Annotated in this window: 17 protein-coding genes and 1 tRNA gene; 13 read left to right on the top strand and 5 right to left on the bottom strand. The window is 67.3% G+C overall.

Annotated features, from left to right (window positions below; translation table 11 throughout):
- Positions 1-84 precede the first annotated feature (84 nt).
- The 4 genes from F0357_RS01920 to F0357_RS01905 all read left to right on the top strand — a co-directional run bounded on the left by F0357_RS01920 (position 85) and on the right by F0357_RS01905 (position 2,533).
- Positions 85-160 (top strand) — tRNA-Glu (locus tag F0357_RS01920).
- A 178-nt stretch (positions 161-338) separates the two neighbouring features.
- Positions 339-731 carry a GFA family protein gene (locus tag F0357_RS01915; RefSeq protein ID WP_153478134.1) on the top strand — a complete coding sequence of 131 codons (393 nt, stop codon included), beginning with the start codon at positions 339-341 and terminating at the stop codon, positions 729-731.
- Positions 732-859: 128 nt separating this feature from the next.
- Entirely contained in the window at positions 860-1,396 is a 537-nt protein-coding gene (locus F0357_RS01910; RefSeq protein WP_153478132.1) for an arsenate reductase/protein-tyrosine-phosphatase family protein, read from the top strand.
- Positions 1,397-1,513: 117 nt separating this feature from the next.
- Positions 1,514-2,533, top strand: a complete 1,020-nt coding sequence (locus F0357_RS01905; protein ID WP_153478128.1) for an ATP-binding protein — start codon at positions 1,514-1,516, stop codon at positions 2,531-2,533.
- 19 nt (positions 2,534-2,552) lie between these two features.
- Here the strand turns inward: F0357_RS01905 and F0357_RS01900 are convergent, their stop codons facing one another.
- The 4 genes from F0357_RS01900 to F0357_RS01885 all read right to left on the bottom strand — a co-directional run bounded on the left by F0357_RS01900 (position 2,553) and on the right by F0357_RS01885 (position 5,804).
- The gene (locus F0357_RS01900; protein ID WP_376767817.1) at positions 2,553-3,770 is read right to left on the bottom strand and encodes an MFS transporter; all 1,218 of its coding nucleotides are present in this window, start codon (positions 3,768-3,770) and stop codon (positions 2,553-2,555) included.
- Between the two features lie 226 nt (positions 3,771-3,996).
- Entirely contained in the window at positions 3,997-4,140 is a 144-nt protein-coding gene (locus F0357_RS01895) for a hypothetical protein (RefSeq protein ID WP_153478123.1), read from the bottom strand.
- Between the two features lie 8 nt (positions 4,141-4,148).
- Positions 4,149-4,805, bottom strand: coding sequence for a bestrophin-like domain (locus F0357_RS01890; RefSeq protein WP_153478121.1), 657 nt, complete (start codon positions 4,803-4,805; stop codon positions 4,149-4,151).
- 237 nt (positions 4,806-5,042) lie between these two features.
- The gene (locus tag F0357_RS01885; protein ID WP_153478117.1) at positions 5,043-5,804 is read right to left on the bottom strand and encodes a class II aldolase/adducin family protein; all 762 of its coding nucleotides are present in this window, start codon (positions 5,802-5,804) and stop codon (positions 5,043-5,045) included.
- A 325-nt stretch (positions 5,805-6,129) separates the two neighbouring features.
- Between F0357_RS01885 and F0357_RS01880 the strand changes: the two genes are divergently transcribed.
- The 6 genes from F0357_RS01880 (at position 6,130) to F0357_RS01855 (ending at position 12,660) form a co-directional block, all read left to right on the top strand.
- Entirely contained in the window at positions 6,130-7,164 is a 1,035-nt protein-coding gene (locus tag F0357_RS01880; protein ID WP_312861673.1) for an ABC transporter ATP-binding protein, read from the top strand.
- A gap of 205 nt (positions 7,165-7,369) precedes the next feature.
- Positions 7,370-8,479 (top strand): extracellular solute-binding protein, encoded by a 1,110-nt coding sequence (locus F0357_RS01875; RefSeq protein WP_153478110.1) that lies wholly within the window; start codon positions 7,370-7,372, stop codon positions 8,477-8,479.
- A gap of 8 nt (positions 8,480-8,487) precedes the next feature.
- A complete protein-coding gene (locus F0357_RS01870) occupies positions 8,488-9,363 on the top strand; it encodes an ABC transporter permease (RefSeq protein WP_153478106.1) in 876 nt (291 codons plus the stop codon).
- Positions 9,364-9,374: 11 nt separating this feature from the next.
- Positions 9,375-10,172: an ABC transporter permease gene (locus tag F0357_RS01865; protein WP_153478104.1), complete on the top strand. Its 798-nt coding sequence runs from the start codon at positions 9,375-9,377 to the stop codon at positions 10,170-10,172.
- Between the two features lie 186 nt (positions 10,173-10,358).
- A complete protein-coding gene (locus F0357_RS01860; protein ID WP_246161296.1) occupies positions 10,359-11,369 on the top strand; it encodes an arginase family protein in 1,011 nt (336 codons plus the stop codon).
- A 106-nt stretch (positions 11,370-11,475) separates the two neighbouring features.
- Positions 11,476-12,660, top strand: coding sequence for an adenylate/guanylate cyclase domain-containing protein (locus F0357_RS01855; protein ID WP_153478102.1), 1,185 nt, complete (start codon positions 11,476-11,478; stop codon positions 12,658-12,660).
- Here F0357_RS01855 and F0357_RS01850 read toward each other — a convergent pair.
- On the bottom strand, positions 12,637-13,653 hold the full coding sequence (locus F0357_RS01850; RefSeq protein ID WP_153478100.1) for an NAD(P)H-binding protein: 1,017 nt from the start codon (positions 13,651-13,653) through the stop codon (positions 12,637-12,639). The genes F0357_RS01855 and F0357_RS01850 overlap by 24 nt on opposite strands.
- A 91-nt stretch (positions 13,654-13,744) precedes the next feature.
- Between F0357_RS01850 and F0357_RS01845 the strand changes: the two genes are divergently transcribed.
- From F0357_RS01845 to lipA, 3 genes are all read left to right on the top strand, one after another.
- Positions 13,745-14,650 carry a LysR family transcriptional regulator gene (locus F0357_RS01845; protein WP_153478098.1) on the top strand — a complete coding sequence of 302 codons (906 nt, stop codon included), beginning with the start codon at positions 13,745-13,747 and terminating at the stop codon, positions 14,648-14,650.
- Positions 14,651-14,708: 58 nt separating this feature from the next.
- Positions 14,709-14,963 carry a GlsB/YeaQ/YmgE family stress response membrane protein gene (locus F0357_RS01840; protein ID WP_153478096.1) on the top strand — a complete coding sequence of 85 codons (255 nt, stop codon included), beginning with the start codon at positions 14,709-14,711 and terminating at the stop codon, positions 14,961-14,963.
- A 148-nt stretch (positions 14,964-15,111) separates the two neighbouring features.
- The gene (gene lipA, locus F0357_RS01835) at positions 15,112-16,065 is read left to right on the top strand and encodes a lipoyl synthase (protein WP_153478094.1); all 954 of its coding nucleotides are present in this window, start codon (positions 15,112-15,114) and stop codon (positions 16,063-16,065) included.
- Positions 16,066-16,075: the final 10 nt, after the last annotated feature.

Here is a 16,075-nt window from a genome sequence, read left to right as displayed (position 1 = left end):
AAAAACCGGCACATCGCTCTTGCCAGCCGCCGGCCGAGCGGGTAGAGACACGGCCGTCCACGAGAGCGCACGCCGCTCTCGCCTGCTCCCTTCGTCTAGCGGTCTAGGACGTCGCCCTCTCACGGCGAAAACAGGGGTTCGAGTCCCCTAGGGAGCGCCATTTCTCTTGCAGGCCTTATGATCCGTCCTGACGTGCCGCGATTTCGCGCCGCGGGCGATCGTCTCTTTGATGCCTGATCCATCCGTCCTCGGCGTCGCCTTGCTTGCGATGTTCTCTCCGCTCGCCGATCTTTCCCCGTGTGGGTGGTATTGTTCGTGTCCTTGCGGGAGGCCCTTCCATGGAGCGCTATAGCGGCGGATGCGTGTGCGGCGACGTCACCTTCGTGGCGACGGGGCGCCCCTATCGGGTCGGGGTCTGTCATTGCTTCGAATGCCGCAAGCATCACGGCGCGCTGTTTCATGCCTCGGCGATCTTTCCGAAGACGGCGGTCTCCATCGACGGCGAGACGCGCGATTATGCGGGGCGGCATTTCTGTCCGCGCTGCGGCGCGTCGGTGTTCGCGGTGAGCGGCGACGAGGTCGAGATCTATCTCGGCTCCCTCGACAAGACCGATCAGTTCGCGCCGACCTACGAGAGCTGGGTCATCCGCCGCGAATCCTGGCTGCCGCCCTTTCCCGGCACCAAACTCTACGAACGCGACCGCGAGGGGACAGGCCGGTTCGAGGACTGACGCGGTCGAGCAGGCGGTGGTGCCCACACGGCGTCGGGGCTTCGTCCGATCTCCATGCCCCAATGTCCATGCCCTTGTAACAATGGCCGCTTAAGCCTTCCGTCTTTCTCCAAGAGGGACGTTCGGCGATGTCGAAGTCGGCTGTTCTGGGTCTTGTCCTCACCGTTTGCGCGAGCACGGTCGCCTTCGCCGCGGGGCCGGTGAAGATCGCCTTCGTCGATACCGGCAACACCGGCCGCAGCGTCACCGCGGAAGCGATCGCCGACAAATACATCGCCGCGAAGCATCTCGACGTCGTCGTCATCTCCCGCGCTGTTGATCTCAACCCCTTCAACGTGACGCCGGAGCCGAATGCCGCCGTGCTGCTGGCGAAGGACGGCATGGACGTCTCCCACCACACGGCGCAGCAGGTCACGATCAACGATGTGCGCCACGCCGACCTCATCCTGACCATGACGGCCGGCCACCGCGACCGGCTTGTCGCGATGTTCCCCGAGGCGAAGGGCAAGGTGTTCGTGCTCGGCGACTATGCGACCGGCAAGCCGGAGGAAATCGAGGACGCCTACGGCAAGCCGATGGCCGTCTACGAGACCATGTACACGCAGGTCGGGACCTTCACGCCGAAGGCGATCGACAAGGCCGTGGCGACGCTCCAGTCGAAGTAGGCACAAGCCCGCCGGGCCGGTGCGTGGGGCGGCGGCTCGCTCTTGATGCGGCGGATGAGGCGCTCGGCTAAGCTGGGCGACGCGGTGCTGACCGGCACGGAGGGAACGGGCGCGTTCATGACCAGGCCTTTTGCACGGATCGTCGCGGACGCCCGCTCGGTCCCCTTCGAATTTGACCCGGCGCGCGGCGTTGCGATCGGCATCGTCGATGAAAGCGGACCAGGCCGGGGCCTCGCGGCCCGGAAGATCCTCGAATGCGCGCACGCGGGACGTCCCCAGGACCCGCTCCAGTTCGTCTTCGACGTGGAGAACGCATTTCACACCCTCGCCGAAGCGTTCCCTTACATGATCGTCGGCGGGGATTATGCGCAGATCCCGCTGCGCATGCGCCCGGACTCGATCCTCGAAGAGGTGCTGCGCGCGGGCAAGAGCGCGATCTTGCAAATCCACGCGCTGCCTGCGGCCGAGCGCACGGCGTTCATCGCGCGCTTCATTCTGGCTCTTCTGGATTTGCCACGGTCGAGCTGGCGCCCGATCGTCGTCTTCATCGACGAGGCGCATCTCTATGCGCCGCGCGGCGGTCACGCGGCCAGTCTCGAGCCGATCGTCTCGCTCCTCGCCCAAGGCCCGCCGCGCGGCATAGGCGCCATTCTCGCGACCGCCCACCCCGCCAAACTCTACGAGGGCGCGGCCGAGCGGATCGCCACGTGGTTGGTCGGCCGGGTTGGATCGAGCCGCGACCGTGGGGTCGCCGCCGGCCTCGTCGGTCTCGCGCCGAACGGCGCCGAGGCGCGCGGCCTGGCGCGCCTGTCCGCGGATCAATTCTGGGTGCGTGGCGCGGGGATATCCGAGCCCGCAACGCCGGCCCCGGTCGGCGGGGCCGTCCTCGTGCGCGTCGAGCCGACCCTGACGAAGCCGGGGGCCGCGACCGCGCTTGCGGTGCGCGCCGGCGCCGGCCGGCGCCCCGCGTTCGGCAGGGTCGCGTCGAGCGCGGTGATCGTCGGGTCGATCCTGCTCGGCCTGCTCGGCATGGTGCTCGTGCTTCGTGGCGGCTTTGTCCTGCCGTCGCTCGTCTTGATGCTCGCGGGTATGTTCGGGCTCGTCGTGGCCCACATCGGCTCGACGATCAACCGATAGGCCCGCGGACGGCCCGTCGTCACGACAGCCGGTCGGGCGGGGCGAGGGCCGGCAGGCGCGCGAGCGCGATCGCGCCGGCGAGCGCGATGAGGAGCAGGGCCACGACGAGCCCGACCACGCCCGGCCATGCGAAGGCGGTGAAGAACAGGCCGCCTGCGGAGCCGACCAGGCTCGATCCGCCATAATAGGCGAAGAGATAGAGCGAAGAGGCCTGCGCCTTGGCGCTCGTCGCGCGCCGGCCGACCCAGCTCGAGGCGATCGAGTGGCCACCGAAGAAGCCGAACGTGAACACCGCGATGCCGGCGATGATGACGGGGAGCGGCTGGGCGAGGGTCAGCGCTGCGCCCGCCATCATGATGACGAGCGTCGCCCAGAACACCTTGCGGCGGCCGAGCCGGCCGGCGAGGTTGCCGACCCAGGCCGACGAGAACGTGCCGATCAGGTAGACGAGGAAGATTGCGCCGATCGCGGTCTGGCTCAGATGATAGGGCGGGGCGACGAGGCGGTAGCCCGCATAATTGTAGAGCGTGACGAAGCTGCCCATCAGCAGGAACGATTCGGCGAACAGAAGCCGCATCGCCGGATCGCGCAGGTGGCCGGCGAAGGAGCGGGCGAGGGCACGGAGCGAGCGCGCCTGCGCCTCGAAATGGAGCGAGGCGGGCAGGCTGCGCCAGAACGCGATGGCGGAGAGGAGCCCGAGCCCGCCGATCACGGCGATCGCCACCCGCCAATGGATCGCGTCCGACAAGGCGCCGGAGAGGAACCGGCCCGCCATGCCGCCGAACGCGCTGCCGCCGATATAGAGCCCCATCGCGAGCCCGATCGAGCGGGGATGGATCTCCTCCCCGAGATAGGCCATCGCGACCGCCGGCAGGCCGCTGAGCGTGATCCCTTCGAGGGCGCGGATGGTCAGGAAGACGGCCCATGTCGGGGCGACGGAGGAGACGATCGTCAATCCGGCCGAGACGAACAGCGAGGCGACCATGATGGGCTTGCGGCCGACGATCTCCGAGACCGAGCCCGCGAACAGGAGCGAGACGGCGAGAAAGCCCGTCGTCAGCGACAAGGCGAGGCTCGCGTGCACCGGCGTCGCGCCGAAATCGCGGGTGAAGACCGGGAACAGCGGCTGTACGCAATAGAGCAGGGCGAAGGTCGCGAAGCCAGCGGCGAACAGCGCCAGGTTGGTGCGCCGGAATTCGGGCGTGCCATGCTCGATGAGCGCGACCGTCTCGATGATCGGATCGGCGACCTCGAGGGCGCTCGGCGTCTCGATGTCGGAGGCCTCGAAGGCGTCCTCGGGGGAGAGGGGGGAGCGATCCGACACGGCAATCCTCCGCGGTCGGCCGCAACATCACGCCGGCCGGGCGCGCCCTAATAGATCGTTCAACGGAGGGGTTTCGGCGAGGCCCTTTTCGGCATGGCAGGTCCGACGACTGGGCAATGCATCGGCGGGGACGCGGCGGCTACTCTGGATCCTCCTGGCCGTCGTTGCCGCTGTTCGTCGTGGTCGCCACGGGCGTCTTGGCGTCGGTCTTCTCGACGTCCCGCACCGCCCGCATGAAGACCGAGTCCGGTACCTTGATGAGCCCGTCGAACGGCGTGCTCATTTCGTCGATCAGGTAAACGCATCCCCGATCGAGGCCGCACAGATGATGAGTGTGATCGTCGCGACTGGGTTTCGTGGTGCGAAGAGGCCGAAGGAGAGGAAGATGATGAAAAGCCAGCCCGACAGGACGATCAAGAGGAGCGGTGGAACCGATCCGGACGCGTCACCTCGCAATGCGTTGAACAGCTTGCCGACATCGACGGTGAGCTGAAGGGCGTAGCTTCTGGCGTCGGTCTGCGCCTGATCGGTCGGTTTAAGGAGGCGGATGGCCTGCAGGACGTCCGTGAAATGGACCGCCGGCTTCGGCGGCCGCTGCTCGGGAAAGCCGAGGATCCATGCCGCATAATGGACGTTCGACCGCAGCAGCTTCAAGACGGGCTCCGCATCGCGTCCGTATTCGTGGAGCGTGACGTTGATCAGAATGTAGTCGCCGGCCAGAGTCTTTGTATCGGCGGAGGCCGTATCGAAATTGCCTTTGACCGAGGCGATCAGGAGGCCGAGCACGAGCGAGGCCATGGCGGCGACCATGCCGATGCCGAGATTGACGACGTCACGGGTCCGGTCATCGCGGTGATGGACCGGCAGATAGCGCTGCAATCGCATGCCGAGCAGCGTCCCGAACGCGACGAGGACGAAGACGCCGAGACCGATAAAGAAGGAATCCATCTGGCTGCAGACCGCGACTCGCAAGGGAACCTTACGATATGCGTAAAGCGCACGAGCTGCGCTCGCAATCGGCGAGCGCCCCGGCGGAGCGGCATCCGGCCAGATTTCTTCCGGCGCGGCGGCGCGAGAGGCGTTCCGAGCCGCTGCAACTCTCCCGTCGAGCGGTCCAGCTGTCGAAGGCCCAGGTCGCAACCCGGGCGGAGGCCGGAGCGCCGTGATCTCAGTCGTTGCGTGATCTCAGTCTTTGTAGGAAGGGTCGAGCCGCTCGACGAGGCGGAGATTGGCGTCCCATTCGAGCTCGAGATCGCCGTCGTCGAACGACATCTGGTCGGTCTGGGCCGCGACGAGGGCCTCGATGTCGGCCGTCGGCATGTGCAGCGGCCGGCCCATCGACAAAGTCGCCACCTGAATTTCGCAGGCGAGGTTCAGATAGTACATCAGGTTGAAGGCCTCGGCGACGGAACGCCCGACGGTAAGGAGGCCGTGATTGCGCAGGATCAGGGCGCGGTGGTCGCCGAGATCGGCGATGATGCGCTCGCGCTCGCCGAGATTGAGGGCGATGCCCTCATAATCGTGGTAGCCGACGTGGCCGGTGAAGCCCATGGCGATCTGGTTGAGCGGTAAGAGGCCATCCGCGAGGGCCGAGACGGCCATGCCGGCGCGGGTGTGGGTGTGGATCACGCAGGCGGCGTCCTCGCGGGCGAGATGCACCGCGCTGTGGATGACGAACCCGGCGGGATTTACCCGGTGCGGGGAGGGGGCCACCTTGTTGCCTTCGACGTCGATCTTGACGAGCGAAGAGGCGGTGATTTCATCCCACCGATAGCCGTAGGGATTGATCAGGAAGCGACCCGTCTCGCCCGGCACGCGCACCGTCGCGTGGGTGTAGATCTGGTCCGTCATGCGGTGATGGGCGAGCAGGCGGTAACACGCCGCGAGTTCGATGCGCTGCGAACGTTCGGTTCGCGCGGCCTGCACGCGGGGGATCGGCGAGTTCATCGGAAGGCTCCATCGTTTTCACCATCATGAAACAGGAGCCGCGATCTGGCAACGCCTGAGCGGCCCGCTACAGCCGTCCCTGGCTGGTCCACGGTGCCGCATGCAGGGCATTCAAGCCTTGAAAGTGCGCTTGCGAACGTCGCCGATCGCTGTCATGCTCGGTTCACGCTGGTGAAGAGCCTCCCCTCTCCCCTTCGGGTTCATAAGGGACTTCGCGTTGCAATCGACCGACAAATCCACTTTTGCGGCGCGTGCAGACGGGTCCCGTCGCGCCCATAGTCTACGCCTTGTCAATCTCGTCAAGAAATACGGCGCGTTGAGTGCCGTGGACAATGTATCGCTCGACATCGCGCGCGGCGAATTCCTGACGTTGCTGGGCCCGTCGGGCTCCGGCAAGACCACGCTCCTGATGATGCTGGCCGGCTTCGTGATGCCGACGTCCGGGCATATCGAGGTGGACGACCAGGACGTGACCCACCTGCCGCCCGAGCGGCGCAATTTCGGCATGGTGTTCCAGGGTTACGCCCTGTTCCCGCACATGACGGTCGCCGACAACATCGCCTATCCGCTGAAGGTGCGGTCGGTGGCAAAGGACGAGATCGCCCGCCGCGTGGCATGGGCCATGTCGCTGGTGCGGCTCGGCGGTTTCGGCGAGCGCTATCCCAGGCAATTGTCGGGTGGCCAGCAGCAGCGCGTCGCCATCGCCCGCGCCCTGGTGTTCGATCCGCTGGTGGTGCTGTTCGACGAGCCGCTCGGCGCCCTCGATCGCAAGCTCCGCGCCGAGGTGCAGGCCGAGTTCAAGACGCTGCATCAGGAACTCGGCACCACCTTCGTCTACGTCACGCACGACCAGGAAGAGGCCCTCTCGATGTCCGATCGCATCGCGATCGTGGACGGAGGCCACATCATCCAGGCGGGGCGGCCGGACGAGCTCTACGAGCGGCCGCGGACCCGCTTCGTCGCCAATTTCCTGGGCACCAGCAATTGCTTCGCGGGCAAGGTCGCGGGCCGGGACGGGGAGGCGATCGTGATCGATGTCGCCGGAGCGCGCATCCGCCATCGCGGCGCCGCGGCGGAGGACTGCGCGGCCGGGCGCGACGTCGCCTTCGCCCTGCGGCCGGAAAAGCTCAAGCTCGCCCCTGCGGCGCGGGAAGATCTCAACAGCGTCCGTGGGACCATCGCCGACGTCACCTATCTCGGCGCGAACCTGCACGTGTCGGTCGAGACCGAGGCGCTCGGCCGCCTCGCCGTGACCATGCCGGCCTGGTCCGAGGGCGGCACGCCGGTCGCCGGTGCGGAGACTTGGGTGAGCTGGCCCTCGAACGCGACGGTGGTCCTCGCCGACGAGGTCGCCGCCTGAATTTTCGACGCATCGGCCGGCGGGGAACCCGGCCAATGTGCTCATACGATATGGCACATCGCTTGCTAGCGTTGGGCCGCGACCGCCAAGCGGTCACTCGGATAAGACGGCCGCGCGAGCGCGCCGAAAGACGACAAGGGCCAAAAGGTCCGGATTCCAGAGCAGCGAACGCAGCCGAAGGCTGCGACACAAGAGGGGAATATCCATGTCCGCATCCCGTTTTGCGGCCGATCTCGTCGAGATGGGCATCGAACGCCTGGCGAAGGGCGAGATCGACCGGCGCTCCTTCCTTGGTGCGCTGGCGGCGATCGGCTTCGCACCGGCCGTGATGTCGAGCTCGAAGGCGATGGCGGAGGCCAAGGAGATCGTCGTCGTCAATTTCGGCGGTGATGCCGTGCCGACCTGGGGCAAGGCCTGGGGCGAGCCGTTCACCAAGGATACCGGCATCAAGGTGTCGATCATCGGCGGTGAACCGACCGCCGGCGCCATCAAGGCGATGGAAGAGAGCGGCAAGATCATCTGGGATCTGACCGACGGCGACGCCTACTACCTTCCCATCCTGTCCAAGCAGGACCTCATCCAGAAATACGATTACAGCATCGTCGATAAGAACAAGGTCCGCCCCGAATTCGTCTATGAATATGGGCTCGCGACCTATTTCTACTCGACTGTCAACGGCTACAATCTCGACAAGACCGGCGGCAAGGTGCCGAACGGCTACAAGGATTATCTGAACTTCAAGGACTTCCCGGGCAAGCGCGCCATGTACAAATGGCTCGTCGGCTCGCTCGAGGCGGTACTGCTCGGCTCCGGCGTCGAGCCGGACAAGCTCTATCCGCTCGACGTCGAGAAGGCCTTCTCGATCATCAAGGAGCACAAGGATCAGTTCGTGCTGTGGGGCGGCGGCGCGGCGAGCCAGCAGCTCTTCCGCGACGGCGAGGTCGTCATGGGCTCGATCTGGTCGACCCGCGCCTCTGTGCTCGACCGTGAATCGAAGGGCAAGATCTCCTGGTCGTGGGATCAGGGCATCATCGCGCCGGGCGTCTGGCCCGTGCTCAAGGGCAACCCGGCCGGCGCCGAGGTGTGGAAGTTCATCGCCTCCACCCAGATCCCGGAGCGGCAGGTCGAACTCTTGAAGCTCCTCGGCAACGGCCCGGCCAACCCGGCCGCCGACAAGCTGATGACGCCCGAGCTCGAGAAGATCAACTGCGCCTTCGAGGCGAACTTCAAGCGCCAGATCCCGGTCGGGACGGCGTGGTACGCCGAGAACTACGACACCGTGCAGAACGACTTCCTCGACCTCTTCGCGGGCTGATCGGTTCGATGTCTCGTGTGGCCGTAGCGGCGGCGGGGGGGCGGCCACTGGCCGTCCGCCTGCCGAGTAGTCCGTGGCTGCTGGTGCTGCCGTTTCTGGCGGTGCTGGCGGTGTTCTATGTCGTGCCCATCGGCCAGGTTCTATGGCTGAGTTTCAGCGACCCGACGCTCGGCTTCGGGAATTATGCGCGCCTCGCCTCGAGTGAATCGCTCCAGCGCGTGCTCCTGACGACGTTCCGCGTCTGCGCGACGACGACCTTCTTCGCCATCACGCTCGGCTATCTGATCGCCTACGTGATGATCCACGCGGGGCCGACCCACCGGCTGTGGATCACCGGCTTCGTGCTGGTGCCGTTCTGGATCTCGCTGCTCGTGCGCGCCTTCGCCTGGCTGACGCTGCTGCGCTCCGAGGGCATCATCAACAATGCCCTGATCGGCTTGGGCGTGATCGATCAGCCGCTGCCGCTGGTCTACAACGAATTCGCCGTCGTGATCGGCATGGTGCACTACATGGTGCCCTACGCGGTGCTGCCGCTCTATGCCAACATGAAGGGCATCGATCCGCGCCTCGCCGACGCCTCCCGCTCCCTCGGGGCGGGCGCGGGCCGGACCTTCCTGTCGGTGACGCTGCCCCTCTCGATGCCGGGCATCGTGGCCGCGGGCCTCCTCGTCTTCATCCTCACCCTCGGCTTCTTCGTCACACCGGCGATCCTCGGCGGCGGCAAGGTCGTGATGATCGCGGAATATGTGAGCGTGCAGGTCCTCAAGACGGTGCGCTGGGGTGTCGGCACCATGATGGCCTCGGTCCTCCTGGCGACGGTCGTCTTCCTCCTCATCGCGATGGCGAAGGTGGTCGACGTGCGCCAGATGTTCGGCGCGAAGTGAGGGGCGGGCCGATGTCGTTGTCCGTCACCTGGTCCAAGCTGCGCTGGCCGCTCCTCGTCGGGGCGACCTGGGCGGTGCTGATGTTCCTGATGCTGCCGACGCTCGTCGCCGTGCCGGTGTCGCTCACCACCGAGCGCTATCTGTCGCTGCCGCACGGCGCGATCTCGTTCGATCATTATGCCTCGCTCGTCAGCGATCCGAGCTGGCGCAACTCGGCGCTCCAGAGCCTCGGCATCGGCATCGTCGTTACCGTCCTCGCGACGACGCTCGGGACCGCGGCGGCGATCGGCCTGTGGCGGCTGTCGTCCTGGGCGGCGGAGGCGGCGCGCGTCGTCTTCCTCGCACCGATGATCGTGCCGCCGATCGTCTCGGCGCTCGCCTTCTACAAGCTGTTCGCCCAGATGCGCCTGATCGACACCTTCGTCGGCGTCATTCTGGCCCACACGCTGCTGGCGACGCCCTATGTCCTGATCACGGTGGCGGCCTCGCTCGCCACCATCGATCTCCGGCAGGAACAGGCGTCGCGCTCGCTCGGGGCGTCGACCTGGCGGACCCTGCGCAGCGTGATCGTGCCGCAGATCATGCCGGGCGTGACCGCAGGCGCCGTGTTCGCCTTCATCATCTCCTGGGACGAGATCGTCGTGACGCTCTTCATCGCCGCGCGGACGGTCTACACCCTGCCGCGCAAGATGTGGGATGGCATCAACGAAGCCGTCGATCCGACCATCGCGGCGGCCGCGACGGTGCTGTTCCTGGTCACGATGATCCTGATCGGGCTCCAAGTGGTGCGCGAAGCGCGCCGCCAGTAGGGGAGCTGTGGCGCGCGAAGCGCGTCGCCAGTAGGGGGCTGTGGCGCGCGAGGCGCGCCGCCGCTGGGACGGGAGGGGGCGCCCCGAATGCGCCGCCGATAACGTGCCCGCACCGGCCGATCGACGGCACTCAACCAACACCCGCCGCCGGTCGCGGACGGAAGCGGGTGAGATCGGGAGCGCGCCATGGACGCGATGACGGACGAGGAGCTCGAGCGCGCCAAGGCCGAGATGGCCCGCTGGTATTGGTGGGGCATCCCGACCTTCTTCCGCGCCCCTTGGAACGAGGATCCGGCGGCGAGCGACATCGCCCTCGTCGGCGTGCCCCATTCGTCCGGCAACGGCTCGACCGAGCGCGACCAGCATCTCGGCCCCCGCGCGGTGCGCCACGTCTCGGCGCTCTATCGCCGTGGTCACGGCCGGTTCGGCCTGATCCCCTGGGACGTCGCCCGCATTTCCGACGTCGGCGACGTGCCGCTCCCGGAGGCGATGGTCAACGACGTCAGCATCCGGCACATCGAGGCGTTCATGAAGCGCTTCGACGCGGCCGGCACCCGTGTCGTCTCGATCGGCGGCGATCATTCGATCACCGGTCCGATCCTCAAGGCGGTCGCCGGCCCGAACGCGCGGCTGAGCGGCGGGCGGCCGGTGGCGCTCGTCCACTTCGATTCCCACACCGACACCTATCACCACCTGCCGCACTGGCTCGGCAACAAGCGCTCCGCCGCCCATTGGGGCAGCTACACGGTCGAGGAGGGCCACGTCGATCCGGCCCGCTCGACCCAGGTCGGCATCCGTCCGAATGTCGGCACGCCCGGCTCGCGCAACGCGAGCGAGGAACTCGGCTACCGCATCATCGGCATGGACGAATATGAGGAGATCGGCCCGGCCGGGGTGATCGCGGCGCTCCGCGAGCGGATCGGCGATGCCCCGGTCTACATCACGTTCGATCTTGATAGCCTCGACCCCTGCGACGCGCCGGGCGTGTCGAATCTCGAACCGGGCTATGCCGGCATCCGCATCGGCGACGCGGTTCGGATGCTCCAGGGGCTTCGCGGTCTCGACATCATCGGCGGCGACGTCGTCTGCCTGATGCCGACCAAGGACAGTCCGAACCAGATCACCGCGATGAACGCCATGGTGGTGATGTTCGAGATAGTGTGCCTGATGGCCGACCGGATGCGCGCCCGCGCCTGACGACACTGCGGCCGCGGGGCGGATCGGATATGATCGCTGCGTCAGGCCGCGCCATCGCGTCGGCGCGCGTGCCGTCCCGCATGCGTTATGTTTCGTCGCGAAGTCCATGGACACCTTGCTGTCGGTCCTAGATCCTAGCCTCCGTCCCCACGCCGAAGCGTTGCGTGCGTGGTTCCTCAGCGCCGAGTGCCACGCGCTCGACCTCGAAGGGCTAGTGACGGCCGCGGGGGAGCATTTCGGTGCGCTCGGGCTGAATATCGATCGGCTGGGATTCCATTCGCGGGCGCTTCATCCCGCCATATCGGCACACGGTGTGAGCTGGCTTTCCGGCCTCGGGCTGCATCGCTTTGAGAGGGGCTACGATCCGGTTCTACCGGAACTCCTGGCCGATCCCATCCTGCACCGCGTCATTCTCGACAACCGGCCGTTCCGCGGTCGGATCAGTGTCGAAAGCGATACCCCGTTCCAGCGCCACATGACGGAATTCGGGATCCGCGATCTCTACATGGTCCCGCTGTTCGGCAACGGGGAGATCGTCACGGCCGTGGCGTGGGGCTCGCGCACGGGCCTGGGCGAGCAGGCGGTTGCGTTCTGTGACGCCGTGATGTCGGCCCTTCGCGCCGCCGTTGAGGTCCGCGTCCTGCGCGATATCGGCGTGACGCTCATGGCCACCTATGTCGGGAGCCGGGCCGGGGGTCTCGTGCTCGCAGGAAACATCCGTCGCGGAACGTCGACGAAGATGGAAGCGGCCATCATCTTCTGCGACCTGCGCGGCTTCACCGCGCTTTCCAATGCGATTCCCGCCGACGAAGTGATGGGCCTGCTGGACGGCTATTTCGATCGGGTGGTACCGGCGATCGAGGGGCAGGGCGGTGAAATCCTCAAGTTCATGGGCGATGGGGTTCTTGGCGTCTTTCACGACCCGAGCCGGACGCCGGCGCAGAATTGCGGGGCCGCGCTGAGGGCTGCCCAGGGCGTATTGGCAACACTCCAGGCGGAAATCAGTGGCCGCCGGCTCGAAACGAGCATTGCCCTCCACTGGGGCACGGTCCTCTACGGCAATATCGGCGCGGGTAACCGGCTCGATTTCACCGTGATCGGACCAGCGGTCAACCTGACGAGCCGGATCGAAGGCGAATGCTCGCCGCGTGGCGAATCCGTGCTGGTCTCGGACGCCTTCGCCGCGCGCGTGCCGGACGCCCGGTTCCGTTCGATCGGCAGGGTCGCCCTGCGCGGCTTCGCCGAGCCCGTCGAATTGTTCGCGCCGCTATTCGAGGGTACGGACGCCTGAGGCGCCGCCGGCTTTCGGTGCGAGGCAACCTAACCCGATCAAGGTGGTGCGCACCGCCTGTTCGATCGGCGTGTGAGGCTCGGTTCCGAGAAAAGCGAGGAGCTTCCGGTTGTCGAGCTGGACCCGCTCGCGCCAGAGATAGCGCATCTCCAGAACCTCGCGGAACGTCGTGACGAACGGCGCCGCGAGGCGCACGATGGGCCACGGGAAGCCACGGACCGGCAGATCCGGCCGACCGACCGCGCGGCGGATCGCGTCCGTCATGTGCCGGCCGTCCTCGTCCCAGTGGCCGCCGAAGTGGAAGACCTCGAAGGGGGCGAGCTCCGCCTCGCGCTCGACGATCCGCATCATCGTCTCGGCGAGGTCCGGCAGGTAGGCCCAGGCGTGGCCGATCCCCGGGCGCCCGGGATAGGCGATCGCGGTGACGGGGCGACCGGGCTTCACCATCTGGCCGAACCAATTGTTGCGGGCGCGGGGGCCGAAATAGTCCCCGGCACGCACGACGAGCGCGCGCACGCCGTCTGCGGCTGCTGCCGCCATGCGCCGTTCCATCTCGACCCGGATGCGGCCTTTGCGGGTCAGCGCGTTCTGCGGCGCCTCCGGTGTCAGCAGGGGAAAGGCGTCCGGGCCGTAATTGTAGATGGTGCCGGGCAGCAGGATCCGTGCGCCGGAGGACCGGGCGGCGGCGAGGCTGCTGTCGAGCATCGGCAGGACGAGTTCCGCCCAGCGCCGATAGCCCGGCGGATTGACGGCGTGGACGATCAGGGTTGCGTCCTCCGCCGCTGCTATGACGTCTGCCGGACGCATGGCGTCGCCGGTCCTCCACTCGATGCCGTTGCGCCGGCCGGCCTTCGCCGGATCGCGGTGGAGGGCGCGCACCTGCCAGCCGCGGGCGACGAGAGTCGCCGCCATTTCGCCGCCGATCCCGCCCGTGGCACCGAGCACCAAGGCGGTGCCGGTCGCAGCGCCCTTCGTGTTCGCATCCGTTGTCATGGGAAAGTCTCCAGTTCCGATGGCTTGGATGTGACGCCGATCGCCTCTCAACGGAATTGCATGTCTCCGGCGAGGCGTTATACGTTTTCGTATGGCGTCGTTGCCGGACTGGACCCTCTACCGAACGTTCCTCGCGGTCCTCGAAGAGGGCTCGCTGTCGGGGGCGGCGCGGGCGCTCGGCCTGGCGCAGCCGACGATCGGCCGCCACGTCGATGCGCTGGAGGCGGCACTCGGGCTCTCCCTGTTCGTGCGCGCTCCGCACGGGCTTTCGCCGACGGATGCCGCGCTCGCGCTCCGGCCTCATGCCGAGGCGATGCGCGCGACGGCGGCGGCCATGGTCCGCACCGCATCCGGCGTCGCCGATGCCGTCGCCGGTACGGTCCGCGTCAGCGCGAGCGAGATGATCGGGGCGGAAGTCCTGCCGCCGATCGTCGCGGAACTCCTCGCCGCGCACCCCGGGCTCGCGATCGAACTCGTACTCAACAACCGCACGGACGACCTGCTGCGCCGGGAGGCGGACATCGCCGTGCGCATGGTCGCGCCGACCCAGGACGCCTTGGTCGCCCGCAAGCTCGGCGTCATTCCGCTCGGCTTCCATGCCCACCGCGATTATCTGGCGCGCCGGGGCGTGCCGACCTCGCTGGCCGACTTCCCGAGCCACAGCCTGATCGGCTTCGACCGCGAGACCGTCTTTGTGCGCGGGCTCGCCGCGGCGGGCCTGTTCGTCGACCGCGACGGGTTCGCCCTCCGCACGGACAGCGACCTCGCCCACTTCGCGGCGATCCGGGCCGGGTGCGGCATCGGCATGTGCCAGATCGCGCTTGCCGCGCGCCATCCCGCGCTGGTCCGTGTGCTGCCGGAGGTGTCGTTCCCGATGCCCACCTGGCTCGTCATGCACGAGGATTTGCGACGGGTCCGCCGCTTCCGCGTCGTGTTTGATGCGCTCGCCGAGGGTCTATCCGCCCATGTGGCCGCGGCGGAGCGAACCGGCGCTTGATTCCTCTCCGCGAAACGGGCAGGCGAGAGGAGGTAGCAGCGACAAGGGGTGTGGGTCCATGAACGGCGTCGGGTTCTTCAGTGCGATCATCATCGGCATCTTCGCCGGCTGGGTGGCGGAGCGGGCCTTCAACCGCCGCCACGGCCTCCTCAAGAACCTCGTCGTCGGCCTGATCGGCTCGTTCCTCGGCGGCTTCCTCGCGCGCACCTTGAACATCCAGGTGATGCCGGGCTTCGGCGGCAGCCTCGTCGTCTCGATCGTCGGCGCGCTCGTGCTCCTGTTCCTGCTCGGCCTGTTCTCGCGGCGGGACTGAGCGCCGGCGCGCTCCGGGTCGGCATTCCCGGCAGGGCTGGCCTGCATTCCCGCCCCTCGACGCGGGCGGTCCCGGGCGCTAATAAGCCTGGATGGATCGCGCGATCCGGCGGGATGGCCGATCGCAAGTTCGGGAGAGCGGTTCCTTCATGGTCACGGTGCTCGACACGACCAACGCGCGTCCGCGTCATCCCGAGAAGGCGCATCGACCGGACCAGCCGGTGCTGCGCAAGCCGGAATGGATCCGCGTGCGGGCGCCGGGCTCGCCGGTCTACCGCGAAACCCAGGACATCGTGCGCGAGAACGGCCTCGTCACCGTGTGCGAGGAAGCGGGCTGCCCGAACATCGGCGAATGCTGGTCGAAGCGGCACGCCACCTTCATGATCATGGGCGACACCTGCACCCGCGCGTGCGCCTTCTGCAACGTGCGCACCGGCATGCCGGAAGCGCTCGACGCCGACGAGCCGGCCAAGGTCGCCGAGGCGGTCGCCAAGCTCGGGCTCAGCCACGTCGTCATCACCTCGGTCGACCGCGACGATCTCGCCGACGGCGGCGCCGATCATTTCGCCCGGGTGATCCGCGCCATCCGCGCCGCCGCTCCGAAGACCACGATCGAGATCCTGACGCCGGACTTCCTACGCAAGGACGGCGCGCTCGAAGTGGTGGTCGCGGCGAAGCCGGACGTGTTCAACCACAATCTCGAGACGGTGCCTTCGAAATATCTGAAGGTCCGGCCGGGCGCCCGCTATTTCCACTCGATCCGCCTGCTGCAGCGGGTCAAGGAGCTCGATCCGACCATCTTCACCAAGTCCGGCATCATGGTCGGCCTCGGCGAGGAGCGGAACGAAGTCCTCCAGCTCATGGACGATCTGCGCTCGGCCGACGTCGATTTCATCACCATCGGCCAATATCTCCAGCCGAGCCGGAAGCACCATCCGGTGATCCGCTTCGTGACGCCCGACGAGTTCGCCGGCTTCGAGACGGTCGCCTATGCGAAGGGCTTCCTGATGGTGTCGTCGAGCCCGCTGACGCGCTCCTCGCATCATGCGGGCGAGGACTTCGAGCGGCTCAAGGCGGCCCGTCTCTCCAAGATCGGCGGCTGAGCGCACCGCC

This window comes from Segnochrobactrum spirostomi, assembly GCF_009600605.1.
GTDB classification, from domain to species: domain Bacteria; phylum Pseudomonadota; class Alphaproteobacteria; order Rhizobiales; family Segnochrobactraceae; genus Segnochrobactrum; species Segnochrobactrum spirostomi.
Note: the sequence above shows the minus strand (reverse complement) of the source record. Positions and strands in the feature narration are given on the sequence as shown.